Source organism: Catellatospora aurea, assembly GCF_042663325.1.
Classification (GTDB): domain Bacteria; phylum Actinomycetota; class Actinomycetes; order Mycobacteriales; family Micromonosporaceae; genus Catellatospora; species Catellatospora aurea.
The window spans coordinates 26178-37883 of sequence record NZ_JBHTAC010000055.1 but is presented as its reverse complement, the minus strand read 5'-3'; the positions used below and the strand labels follow the sequence as shown (position 1 = coordinate 37883).

Sequence of the window (11706 nt, the reverse complement as noted above, 5' to 3'; positions counted from 1 at the left end):
GTCAGCCCACGGGCCAGGTGTGCACCGGTTCGTTGGTGCGCTGATGTTCGGCGTACCGGCCGACCATGGCCCGCAGCGCCGCAGGCCGGGTCGCGCCCTTCGCCTCCAGCGCCCGCACCGTGTCGACCTGCCAGGTCGAGCCGTTGCGCCCGAGCAGGCAGCGCTGCTCGATGATGCCGAGCAGGCGGTCCCGCTGTGCCGGGTCGACGCCGAACCGGTCGAGCCCTTCGGCGGCCTTGGGCAGCAGCATCTCCAGCACCAGGTCGGTCACCCGGATCTCGCCGAGGCGCGGCCACCACACGGGTGCGGCGATGCCCCGGCGGGCGGCGGCGTGGAAGTTGTCCTGCGCCACGCTGAACGGCAGCTGCGTCCAGAGTGGCCGGTCCTCCTCGACCAGCGCGCGGACGAGGCCGAAGTAGAGCGCGCCGTTGGCCAGCATGTCGACCACGGTCGGGCCGGCGGGCAGCACCCGGTTCTCAACGCGCAGGTGCGGGCGGCCGCCCATGATGTCGTACACCGGCCGGTTCCAGCGGTAGATGGTGCCGTTGTGCAGGCGCAGCTCGCCGAGCCGGGGCACCCCACCGCTGCGCAGCACGGCCAGCGGATCCTCCTCCTCGGCGATCGGCAGCAGCGGCGGGAAGTAGCGCACGTTCTCCTCGAACAGGTCGAAGATCGAGGTGACCCAGCGCTCGCCGAACCACACCCGGGGCCGTACGCCCTGGGCCTTCAGCTCGTCGGGGCGGGTGTCGGTGGCCTGCTCGAACAGCGCGATCCGGGTCTCCGACCAGAGCTGGTGGCCGAACAGGTAGGGCGAGTTGGCCCCGACCGCGACCTGCACCCCGGCGATGACCTGCGAGGCGTTCCAGTATGCGGCGAACTCCGCAGGCGACACCTGCAGGTGGAACTGCAGGCTGGTGCAGGCCGCCTCGGGCGCGATGGAGTCGGTGCGGATGCGCAGCCGGTCGGCTCCCCGGATGTCGACGCCGATCTGCTCGCCGCGGGCGGCCAGGATCTCCTCGTTGAGCGAGCGGTAGCGCCCGTTGACGGACAGGTTCTCGGCGACCGCGTGGTCGGTGGTGAGCGTCGGCAGGATGCCGATGGTCAGCACGGACGCGTCGTGCTTGCGCGCGTGCGCGTCCGCGCGGCGCAGGCTCTCGATGATCTGCTGCTCGTACTGGACCAGGCCATCGTCGGAGATGAGCCGGGGCGGCACGTTCAGCTCCAGATTGAACCGGCCGAGTTCGGTCTGGAACTGCGGATCGGCCAGGTCGTGCAGCACCTCTTCGTTCACCATCGTCGGCAGGTGCTCCGGGTCGACGAGGTTCAGCTCGATCTCCAGCCCGGTGGTCGGATGGTCGGCGTCGAAGCTGAAGTCGTTGAGCATCAACGCGAACACGTCCAGGCAGCGTCTGACCTTCTGGCGGTAGTGCTCGCGTTCCTGGCGGGTGAACGTCTGCAGCGAAACGTCCTTGCCCATGAGCCCTCCCCGACACACGGTGACCAAGCGAACCCTCAGAGTACGGTTCGCGGGCGACAGTCGTATCGGGTGGTCGTCCCGATTGGCACACCCGTCGTCCCACTCTGCGGGAAACGAAGGGCAACAAATGTGCCATCTCTCCATATACGATGCGCAAATGGAGCTACTCGAGGATTCGAGGCTCACCGCCATGGGCCTTTTGACAGAGGCGTTCACCAGCCTCAACACCCTCTGCGCGGAGCAGCTCGCCGCGCACGGCCTGGCACCTGTCGAGTTCGAAGTGCTGGTGCGGCTGGCCCGCTCTCCCGCGCGGCGACTCCGCATGACCGACCTATCCCGACAGACCGCGATGAGCACGAGCGGGGTGACCCGCATGATCGATCGGCTCGAGCGGGAGGCCCTGGTCTGCCGGGTTCCCTGCGACATCGACCGGCGCAGCTCGTATGCCGCACTCACCAGCAAAGGCCTGGCCCGCCTGCAGGAGACGGTCCCCGGCCACCTGGAACTGCTTGACGAATGGCTCATCGGCCCGCTCACCCAGCGCCAGCTGCACGGCCTGCTCGTCGGGCTGCGCGTGGTGCGCGACGCGGTCCGCCCCGAGGCGACCGCGGGCGTGCATGACCAGTGAAGACCGGATGCGGCGGGGTGGTGCTGCCGCTGCGGCAGAACCGGCGGCAGAAGTGCCACGGTCCTGCCAGAAAGGACGGTTTAAGCCCCGAATCGGGTGAACCTGGCTGCTAGCGTCATGGCCCTGTGGCGGGACGGCAGGCCGGTCAGGCTGGTCGGCGGTCCGGCACAGGAGCTGCATCGGCGCGGGCGGAGACGGCGGGGGGCGCGGTTCGCCACGGCGGGCCGCGGAGGGACATCATCCGTCGGGGGGCCGCCCGCGCCGAGCACAGCACTACGGCCCCGCCACCGATCAGAGGTGGCTGAGCAGTTCCAATGCCCGTGGCGTGAGCGAGATGCCCGTGCTGTCCCGCAGCACGTAGAGCCGGGTCACGACCTCGGCCGGCTCGTCGCTGGTCGCCGCCAGCCCGACGAGCGCCTCCATGGTGTCCCGCCGGTCGTGGAGACCGCTGGTCAACCGCGCCGCCGCCGCGAACCACGACGCCGCAAGCGTGCGGTGACCCCGCTGCCAGGCCACCGTGGCCTCGATCATGGCGCAGTGCCAGTCCTCCTCCGGCTCGACCGAGCCGGGCACGTCGGTCTCCGGTCCGGACTCCTCCAGCAGCGCGGCACGCATGTCGGTCAGCGTCTTCTCCGCCTCCTCCAGCCGCCCGCCCTGCGCGTACGCCAGCCCCACCACACCCACCAGCCGCCGGCGTTCACCGGGGTTGCCGACCTCGGCCAGCATCTCCACGGCCTGCAGCCCCACCCGCACCGCCTCGTCGTAGCGGCCGTCCAGGCGCAGCACCTCGGCCAGGTTGGCCCGCGCCAGCGCCCGCAGCTTGTGCTCCCCGGACCTGGCAGACAGCCGGTCCACCGCGGCCAGCCGCCGCTGCGCCGCGGCGAGATCCGCTTCGCGCAGGTCGTGCCAGATCAGGTTGTGCTGGGCCACCGCCATGTCGCCCACCCGGCCGGTCCGGGTGGCCAGTGCGAGGGTCGCCTCACCGTGGCGGCGAGCGTCGTCGTACTCCCCCGCGCTCTGGTGCACCACCTGCAGCACGCCGCGCGCCGCCAGCTCCCCGGTCACATCCCCCACCAGCAGGAACGCCGCGAGCGCGGCCTCGCCCCGGTCGAGTTCGGCCCGGCCCGCGCCGTGTTCGGCCGCGAGCTGCACCACGCCCAGGTTCGCCCAGGCCCGCATGATCGGGTCCGCGTCGGCGGTGCGCGGGTCGTCGAGCAGCCGGAGCAGCCACTGCCTGCCCTGCTGGTCCCGGCCGCGGAAGCGCCACCAGCGGGGCAGGTTCGACGCCAGGCACAGCGCGGTGTGCGGGTCGTGCTCGGCAGCGTGCGCCAGCGCCGCCCACAGGTCGCTGGCCACGTCGTCGAACCGGGCCACCGCCGCGGCCAACGTGGACCCCACCATCGTCGGCGCGGTGCGCGCGGCGAACCGGGCGAAGACCACCCCGTGCTGCCGGCGTGCCTCGGCCAGCTCCCCGGCCACCTCGGCCTGCTCGGTGGCGTACTCCTTCACGACGTCCAGCAGCACGAACCGGAACGCCCCCGAGCCGCGCACCTGCACCAGCCCCAGCTCGACCAGCCGCTCCAGCACCGGCACCACGTCGACCTGCGGGCCGAGCAGGTCCTCGGCCAGCTCCACGGACCAGCGGTAGCCGAACACGGCCAGCCGCCGCAGCGCCTCCCGCTGCGCGGGCTCCAGCAGCCGGTAGCTGGCCGTCACCACGTCGCGCAGGGTCACCAGCGGCGACGCGGCCACGTCGGCGCTGCCCAGCTCCAGCAGCCGGTTGCCGTACCGGGCGAGCATCTCCGCGGGGTCGAGCACCCGGCCGCGGGCCGCGGCCAGCTCGATGGCGAGGGGCAGCCCGCCGAGGCGGCGTACCAGCGTGACCAGTGCCTCCACCTCGACGTCGGCCGGAGCGCGGCGCACCCGCCGCCACCTGGCCAGGAACAGCGCACTCGCCGGGTGCCGCTCCGCCTCGGCCAGCACCCGCGTCCCGGCGGGGGGCAGTGCCAGCGGGCCCAGCGGCCACACCTGCTCGCCCGCGTGCCCCAGCGGCGCCCGAGCCGAGGCGAGCACGCGCAGCGTGGGCGCGGCCGCGAGCAGCTCCGCCAGCACGATCCGGAACGCGTCCGGGGAGCGGTCCACCGCATCCACCATCAGCAGCACCGGCTGCTCCAGCCGGGCCGGCAGGTCGGCCGGCCGGTTGACGCCGAGCACCGCGCAGACGACGTCGCGGACGTCGGTGACGGTGTCGCCCGCCGCGACGCTGATCGCGCCGACGCCGGCCGGGAAGTGCGGCTGCATCCGGTGCGCGACGCTGATCGCCAGTGCGCTCTTGCCGACCCCGGCGAGCCCCACCAGGGTGGTGAGCCCCGGCTGGGCGACCAGGTGCGCCCCGAGCGCGGCCGACTCCTCGGCCCGGCCGTGCAGCTCCGGCGGCGTGGGCAGGGTGTACGCCGCGGGCCTGGGCTGTGGCGGGAGCTGGCCGCGGGCGGCCGAGTAGAACTCCGCAGCCTCGTCGCCGGTCAGCCCCAGCGCGCCGACCAGCAGCTCGACCGTGCTGCGCTGGGGTCGCGAAGCTCGGCCGTGCTCCAGATCCCGGACAGTGCGCACCCCCAGCCCGGCTCGCGCGGCGAGCTCCGACTGGGTCAGCCGTGCGGTGTCCCGGTGCGCGCGCAGGAGCGCGCTGAAGGAGGCCGCCGACGCGTCGGCGGCCTCAACGTGAACCGGGTGACCTGGGGCCATGGCCGCAAAGACTACGCATCAGAAGCCGAACGTGGGAGTCGAGCGTCTACTTTTTGGCGCACTCGCCGGACATGACCGATGTCACACCGCAACCCTTCCGATGACCGGTGTCGGACGGCCGACATGCGCAACCTTCCGCCCGGACAACGCGTGTCTTCAGACATCGACATGTCTCTGCGGCTGCCGTGACATGACCCGACACCGACGGGGGGGTCTCCGGTCGCCACAGCGGCCGGAGACCGCGGTGCGGGTGAGGCCCACGGGGGGCCTCACCCGCACCCGTCAGCGCAGGCCCAGGTCCCGCGCGATGACCATGCGCTGGATCTCGGAGGTGCCCTCGCCGATCTCCAGGATCTTGCTGTCGCGCCACATGCGGGCGACCGGGAACTCGTTCATGAAGCCGTACCCGCCGTGGATCTGCGTGGCGTCCCGGGCGTTGTCCACCGCGACGGTGCTGGCGTGCAGCTTCGCGATGGCGGCCTGGCGCTTGAAGTCCGCGCCCGCGACCAGCCGCTGCGCCGCGTCGCGCCAGGCCAGCCGCGCGGTGTGGGCGCGCGTCTCCATGTCCGCGATCATGAACTGGATCGCCTGGTACGAGCCGATGGTGTGGCCGAACGCCTCCCGCTGCGACGCGTACTTGAGCGACTCGTCGACGCAGCCCTGGGCCAGGCCCGTGGACAGCGCCGCGATGGCGATCCGGCCCTCGTCCAGGATCTGCAGGAACTGCGCGAAGCCGCGGCCCCGCTGCCCCAGCAGGTTCTCCACCGGCACCCGGCAGTCGGTGAAGGTCAGCTCGTGGGTGTCCGAGCTGCACCAGCCGACCTTGGAGTAGCCGGGCGCGACCGTGAAGCCGGGCGTGCCCGACGGCACGATGATCGAGGAGATCTCGTTCTCGCCGGTCCGCGCGGTGACGGTGACCAGGCTGGTCATCGTGGTGCCAGAGTTGGTGATGAACGCCTTGCTGCCGTTGATGATCCACTCGGTGCCGTCCTCGGACAGCCGCGCCGTGGTGCGGGTGCCGCCCGCGTCGGAGCCCGCGCCCGGCTCGGTGAGCCCGAACCCGGCCAGCGCCTCACCCTTGATCAGGGCCGGCAGCCAGCGCTTCTTCTGCTCGTCGCTGCCGAACCGGTAGATCGGCATCGCGCCCAGCGAGATGGCCGCCTCCAGCGTGATGGACAGCGAGGAGTCGACCCGGGCCAGCTCCTCCAGCACGATGCACAGGGCGAGGTAGTCGCCGTCCATCCCACCGAACTCGCTCGGGAAGGGCAGCCCGAACAGCCCCATCTCGCCCATCTGGCGGACCAGGTCGTACGGGAACTCGTGCCGCTCGTACAGGTCGCCGATCACCGGCGCCACCTTGTCCTGGGCGAAGCGGCGCACGGTGTCGCGCAGCTCGCGGTGCTCCTCGGACAGCCCGAAATCGGTCATCACGGCCTCTCTCAAACGGGAGTCACGCCGTGTCGGCGGCGTGAGAAGTGACGGTCCTTGCCCTGTGCGGCGCGGTACCGCTGGATGAGCTCGTCGCGGAGCCGATCGGGCTCCACGATCGTGTCGATGACCAGCTCGCTGGCGAGCCGGACGATGTCGATGTCGGTCTCGTACTCGGCGCGCCTGGCGGCGATGAACGCCTCCCGTTCGGCCTCGTCCTCGATCGCGGCGATCTTGTTGGCGTAGACGGCGTTCACCGCGGCCTCGGCGCCCATGACGGCGATCTTGGCGGTGGGCAGCGCGATGGTCGCCTCGGGCAGGAAGCCGGGCCCGGCCATCGCGTACAGGCCGGCGCCGTACGCCTTGCGCACCACGACGCAGATCTTCGGCACGGTCGCCTCGCTGATCGCGGTGACCATCTTCGCGCCGTGCCGGATGATGCCCTGCTTCTCCACGGCACTGCCGACCATGAAGCCGGGCACGTCGCACAGGAACAGCAGCGGCACGTTGAACGCGTCGCACAGCTGCACGAAGCGGCTCGCCTTGTCTGCGGAGTCGACGAAGAGCACCCCACCCTTGTGCAACGAGTTGTTGCCCACGACGCCCACGACCTGGCCGTCGAGCCGGCCGAAGCCGACCGTCAGCTCCTTGGCCCAGCGCGCCTGGATCTCGAAGTACTCCCCACCGTCGAGCAGACCCTTGACCAGCTTGCGCATGTCGAACGCGCGGCGCTCGCTCTCCGGCACGATCGCGGCAAGGTCGGTCTCCGGCGCGGGCATCGGCTCCAGCGCGGGCGGCTGCTCGGTCCAGTTGGCGGGCAGGAAGGACAGGTATCGCCGAACCACGCCGAGCGCCTCGTCCTCGTCCTTGCACAGGAAGTGGCCTACGCCGGACTGCTCGGTGTGCACCTTCGCGCCGCCCATCGCCTCCAGCGTGGTCTTCTCGCCGGTGACCATCTCGACCATGCGGTCCGAGCCCAGGTACATCGAGGCGTTGCCGTCGACCATAGCGACGACGTCGCAGAAGGCGGGGATGTACGCGCCGCCCGCGGCGCTCGGCCCGAACAGGGCGCACACCTGCGGGATGCTGCCCGAGGACTTCACCTGCTGGTAGAAGATGTTGCCCGCGCCCCGGCGGCCGGGGAACAGGTCGACCTGGTCGGTGATGCGCGCCCCGGCGGAGTCGACGAGGTAGACCATGGGCACGCCCTGGCCGTACGCCCGCTCGATGATCCTGATGATCTTCTCGACGGTGCGCGCGCCCCAGCTGCCGGCCTTGACCGTGGAGTCGTTGGCCATCAGGCACACGGGGCGGCCGTCGATGGTCGCCTGACCCGTGATCACACCGTCGGCGGGCAGCCCGTGCGCCAGCGCGTTGGCGAAGATCCCGTCCTCGACGAACGAGCCCTTGTCCACCAGCCGCGCGATGCGCTCGCGCGCGAAGAGCTTGCCCTTGGCCTCATTGGCCTGGTGGTACTTCGGCGCCCCACCGGCCCCGATGCGCTCTCTCAGCTCATCCAGCCCCTCGTGCATACCGACGCCTCTCCTCCCACCGACAAAACCTGAACGATCGTTAGGCTACCACCATGTGAGACACCCCGCCTCCCCCGACCGCCCCACCCCCTGCCGCAACTCTTAAGGAGTCGCGGCCTCCGACATCCCTGGATGCGGCAAGTCTTTAAGAGTTGCGGCAGGTGGGGGTACGCGAAAGGGCCGGCGCGCGTCCGCGCCGGCCCTTTCCGGTGGGGAGGATCTGTCAGCAGAAGTTGGCGGTGGAGCCGCCGACGCTGGAGGCGTTGGCGTTGCCCAGCAGCGCGCCCACGGCCACGCCCGACACGTCGATCGGGGCCTGGACCGGCACGAACACCTGGTTGCCGCTCAGGATCCCCGAGTTGCCGAAGGTGTTCCAGTTCAGCTCGCAGGTGCTCGGCGCGGAGTGCTGCCACTTCTTGTTCTTGCGCTGGTTCATCAGCTGCTGCTGCTTCGCGCCGATGCCGACGCTGGCGCTGGTGTTGCCGACCGCGCTGGTCAGGCCGCTGGTCAGCCCGTTGATCGGCAGCAGGCCGGTGATGACGTCCAGCGGGGAGCTCTCGGCCACGGTGCTCTCGATCGGGGCCGCCGTGGACACGAAGTCCTTCTTCTTGTTCTTGTGCTTGTGCCAGTTCGGCTCGCCGTAGGGCTGCGGGTACGGGTCCTCGTTGTTGTCGCCGGGCTCGCCGGGCAGGTTGGCCTCGGAGCCGCCGACGCACCACGCGTTGGCGTTGCCGAGCACCCCGACCCCCACGCCGCAGGCGTCGATCGGGACCTGGATCGGCGCGAGCACCTGGTTGCCGCTCAGGATGCCCGAGTTGCCGAGGCTGCTCCAGTCGGTGGCGAGGGCGTCCTCGCCGTAGTTGGCCTCGCTGCCGCCGGTGCAGCTGGCGTTGGCGTTGCCCAGGATGCCGATGGCGATCCCGCAGATGTTGATCGGGGCCTGCACCGGCAGCTTGATCTGATTGCCGCTGCCGATACCGCTGTTGAAGGAAGAGTTCCAGTTGTCGGCCGCGTGCGCGCCCGTACCGCCGATGAGCAGCACGCCGGCGGACAGGACGCCGACCTTCACGGACGTCTTGGTCCACGTGCCCAGCGAAGTCGCAGTCATGTGAATCGCAGTGCCTTTCGATCTGGAATTGCCACGGGGAGATGCAGTGTCTTGCCATGTCACGGCCACTTTGCGGAGCGTCCTGTGTGCACGATGAGCGCACCGGAGCACGGTTGCTCCGGCTGTCGACGCGCGCCCGTAGTCACCTGATTCGGCTCGTACAAATAGGGCATTTATGACATCGCAAGGGTCAACGAGCCTGCCATTGCTCGGACACGGATAGCCGAACCGATCACCCAGGGCGGCAAATGCCGTTCGTTGCACGAATTACGGCTTATGTCCGAATTGCTCTAGATTAAATAGGCAACAAGGGTCAGATAGCCGACAGGGAGTGACCATAGGTCACTCCCTGTCATTGTTGGCACGGCCCGTTTTCAGCAGGCCGTAGTGGCCGCACAGATCCGTGCCACCGCCTTCTCCGCGAGGTCCCGCGCGAACGCGACGTCCTCGGCATCGGGTGCGCTCGGGAACCAGAGGGAGAGTTCGGCGTACACCGCGCCCGCACGCACCAGCACCAGCAACGTGCGAGGGGTCATCCGGACCAGCAGCGCCTCGTCGCCGGCGAATCCCGTCGCGATGATCTCGAACTCGACATGGGTCTCCCGGTGGTCCACAACGGCGCAGCGCTCGAACCCGGCCCGTTCGTGGGCCATCAGTTCCCCGGCCGACCGGGCCGACGGGTAGCCGGTCACCTCCTGCACGACGTGCATGGCGTTCGAGCCCGCCACCAGCACCCGCCGCCGGAACGAGTCCCGCTCCGGGGAGGACTGCGGCCTGCCGGGCTTCCCGTCCCACTGGCCCTTCTCCTGGCACAACCCCGTGACGTACCGGTGGCTCTCGCCCAGGTACTCGCCGCTCTGCACCCGGTACGCGGGGCCGACGTCGGCGGCCCGGAGCATGGCGGCCGACGGGATCACCGTGTCGAACGGCGCTACGGGACTCGGCGAGGTCGGCGTCGGCCGGGTCGAGGGCGAGGCCGAAGGAGACGTGCTGAGCTGCGGCGCCGCGGTGATCGTCGGGCCGGCCGTCAGGGTGGGATCGGGCTCCCCGGGTCCGCCGCCGAGCGCGAACGCGGTGCCCGCGACCAGCACGGTGGCCACCACGCCGGCGGCGGTCATGCCCGCGACGCGCACGCGGCGGCGGCGCTCCCCCCGGCCGCGGATCTCCTCGGGTGAGGCCCAGGTCATCGCCGGCAGGTCCGCTCCGAACCCGTCGAGCTGCTGGGAGATGTCGTCACGCATAGCTGTTCCCCGTCTCGGTGCGGAGCAGGTGGGCGAGGGCCTGCCGCCCCCGGGAGAGACGTGCCTTGACCGTGCCCTCGGCCACCCCGGTCTCGGCCGCGATCTCGGCGACCGACCGGCCCGCGATGTGGTGCAGCACGATCGCGGTGCGCTGGGCCTCGGGAATGCCGCGCAACGCGGTCACCAGCGCGACGGTGTTCTCGTCCGGTGGCGCCGCGCTCGACTCCCCGCCGTGCCGGCGGTGCGCGGTGAACATGCTGCGGGCACGCCGCCAGCGGCTCACCGCGATCCGGAACGCCACGGTGCGCACCCACGCCTCGGGGTCGTCGTACCCGGCGACCTTGCCCCAGTTCTGCCAGGCCCGCGCGTACGCCTCCTGCACGACGTCCTGTGCCTCCTGCGCGTCCCCGGTGACGGCGTACGCGCAGCGCAGCATCCGCTGCCTGGTGCCGAGATAGAACTCGTCGAACACGGGTGGTGACATCCAGGGCTCCCCCGGTGGTGGGTGTCAGGTCACCCACAAGTCACGCCCGCACCCGGCGGCCGGTTGCGTACGGAATTCGCGCAGCGTGCCGATCAGCTCACGGTGCGGCTGCGCGGACCGGCCCGCAGCACGCCGGACGGCAGCTCACGGCCCACGATCTGCTCGGCCAGCCGGGCCGCGTCGATCAGCTTCTCCAGGTCGATGCCGGTGTCGATGCCCATGTCGTGCAGCATGTGCACGACCTCCTCGGTGGCCACGTTGCCCGACGCGCCCGGCGCGTACGGGCAGCCGCCCAGGCCGCCGACGCTGGCGTCGTACTCGGTGATGCCGAACTCCAGCGCGGTGAGGATGTTGGCGAGGCCGGTGCCGCGGGTGTTGTGGAAGTGCAGCAGCATCGGCACGTCGGGGTGCCGCTCGCGGACGATCGACAGCAGCTCGCGGACCCGGCGCGGGGTGCCCATGCCGGTGGTGTCGCCGAAGGCCACCCGATCCGCCCCGTCGGCGACGACGCGGTCGACGATGGCGGCCACCCGATTCGGGTCCACGTCCCCCTCGTACGGGCACCCGAAGCTGGTCGCGATGATCACTTCGGCGGTGGAGCCGCCCTCGTGCAGGGCCGGGATGAGCTGGGCGATCTCGTCCAGCGACTCCTCGGTGGCGCGGTTGATGTTGCGGCGGTTGTGCGTGTCGCTGGCCGAGACCACCACCTCGACCTCGGTGAAGCCGCCGGCCAGGGCCCGCTGGGCGCCGCGCAGGTTGGGCACCAGCGCGCTGTAGCGGACCTTCGGGTCACGCGTGGCCGTGCTCCAGACCTCGTCGGCGTCGGCCATCTGCGGGATGGCCTTGGGGTGCACGTATGACACCGCCTCGATGCGGCCGACGCCGGTGGCGCTCAGCGCGTCGAGCAGCCTGACCTTGTCGGCGGTGGGCACGGGGTCCTCGTTCTGCAGCCCGTCACGCGGGCCCACCTCACGAATCGACACCCGGTCCGGCAGCACAGCACCCATGCGGCCACCTTAACCCTCGTTAACCTCGCCTGCCCACCCCTCCCCTGACCTCGCTGTTC

Annotated in this window: 9 protein-coding genes; 1 reads left to right on the top strand and 8 read right to left on the bottom strand. The window is 71.0% G+C overall.

Translation table 11 applies throughout. The features are described 5' to 3' along the window. Position 1: 1 nt before the first annotated feature. Entirely contained in the window at positions 2–1477 is a 1476-nt protein-coding gene (locus tag ACFQO7_RS33440) for a glutamate-cysteine ligase family protein (RefSeq protein ID WP_376810131.1), read from the bottom strand. Between the two features lie 157 nt (positions 1478–1634). On the opposite strand from ACFQO7_RS33440, the gene ACFQO7_RS33435 reads away from it, so the two are divergent. Beyond that, positions 1635–2105, top strand: coding sequence for a MarR family winged helix-turn-helix transcriptional regulator (locus ACFQO7_RS33435; RefSeq protein ID WP_360523542.1), 471 nt, complete (start codon positions 1635–1637; stop codon positions 2103–2105). 291 nt (positions 2106–2396) lie between these two features. Here the strand turns inward: ACFQO7_RS33435 and ACFQO7_RS33430 are convergent, their stop codons facing one another. The 7 genes from ACFQO7_RS33430 to ACFQO7_RS33400 all read right to left on the bottom strand — a co-directional run bounded on the left by ACFQO7_RS33430 (position 2397) and on the right by ACFQO7_RS33400 (position 11647). Further along, positions 2397–4847, bottom strand: coding sequence for an ATP-binding protein (locus tag ACFQO7_RS33430; RefSeq protein WP_376810130.1), 2451 nt, complete (start codon positions 4845–4847; stop codon positions 2397–2399). Between the two features lie 282 nt (positions 4848–5129). Next, positions 5130–6275 (bottom strand): acyl-CoA dehydrogenase family protein, encoded by a 1146-nt coding sequence (locus ACFQO7_RS33425; RefSeq protein ID WP_376810129.1) that lies wholly within the window; start codon positions 6273–6275, stop codon positions 5130–5132. An 11-nt stretch (positions 6276–6286) separates the two neighbouring features. Then, positions 6287–7807, bottom strand: coding sequence for an acyl-CoA carboxylase subunit beta (locus ACFQO7_RS33420; RefSeq protein ID WP_376810128.1), 1521 nt, complete (start codon positions 7805–7807; stop codon positions 6287–6289). 223 nt (positions 7808–8030) lie between these two features. Next, complete coding sequence (locus ACFQO7_RS33415) at positions 8031–8915, bottom strand: chaplin family protein (RefSeq protein WP_376810127.1); 885 nt, start codon at positions 8913–8915, stop codon at positions 8031–8033. A 374-nt stretch (positions 8916–9289) separates the two neighbouring features. Continuing rightward, on the bottom strand, positions 9290–10156 hold the full coding sequence (locus ACFQO7_RS33410; RefSeq protein ID WP_376810126.1) for a hypothetical protein: 867 nt from the start codon (positions 10154–10156) through the stop codon (positions 9290–9292). Then, on the bottom strand, positions 10149–10640 hold the full coding sequence (locus tag ACFQO7_RS33405; protein ID WP_376810125.1) for a SigE family RNA polymerase sigma factor: 492 nt from the start codon (positions 10638–10640) through the stop codon (positions 10149–10151). The genes ACFQO7_RS33410 and ACFQO7_RS33405 overlap by 8 nt, the downstream gene beginning before the upstream one ends. 92 nt (positions 10641–10732) lie before the next feature. Beyond that, on the bottom strand, positions 10733–11647 hold the full coding sequence (locus tag ACFQO7_RS33400) for a hydroxymethylglutaryl-CoA lyase (RefSeq protein ID WP_376810124.1): 915 nt from the start codon (positions 11645–11647) through the stop codon (positions 10733–10735). Positions 11648–11706: the final 59 nt, after the last annotated feature.

Bases quoted from the DNA above. Each gene is read 5' to 3' on its own strand.
- ACFQO7_RS33440 (WP_376810131.1), bottom strand. From the start codon at position 1,477: ATGGGCAAGGACGTTTCGCTGCAGACGTTCACCCGCCAGGAACGCGAG.
- ACFQO7_RS33435 (WP_360523542.1), top strand. From the start codon at position 1,635: ATGGAGCTACTCGAGGATTCGAGGCTCACCGCCATGGGCCTTTTGACA.
- ACFQO7_RS33430 (WP_376810130.1), bottom strand. From the start codon at position 4,847: ATGGCCCCAGGTCACCCGGTTCACGTTGAGGCCGCCGACGCGTCGGCG.
- ACFQO7_RS33425 (WP_376810129.1), bottom strand. From the start codon at position 6,275: ATGACCGATTTCGGGCTGTCCGAGGAGCACCGCGAGCTGCGCGACACC.
- ACFQO7_RS33420 (WP_376810128.1), bottom strand. From the start codon at position 7,807: ATGCACGAGGGGCTGGATGAGCTGAGAGAGCGCATCGGGGCCGGTGGG.
- ACFQO7_RS33415 (WP_376810127.1), bottom strand. From the start codon at position 8,915: ATGACTGCGACTTCGCTGGGCACGTGGACCAAGACGTCCGTGAAGGTC.
- ACFQO7_RS33410 (WP_376810126.1), bottom strand. From the start codon at position 10,156: ATGCGTGACGACATCTCCCAGCAGCTCGACGGGTTCGGAGCGGACCTG.
- ACFQO7_RS33405 (WP_376810125.1), bottom strand. From the start codon at position 10,640: ATGTCACCACCCGTGTTCGACGAGTTCTATCTCGGCACCAGGCAGCGG.
- ACFQO7_RS33400 (WP_376810124.1), bottom strand. From the start codon at position 11,647: ATGGGTGCTGTGCTGCCGGACCGGGTGTCGATTCGTGAGGTGGGCCCG.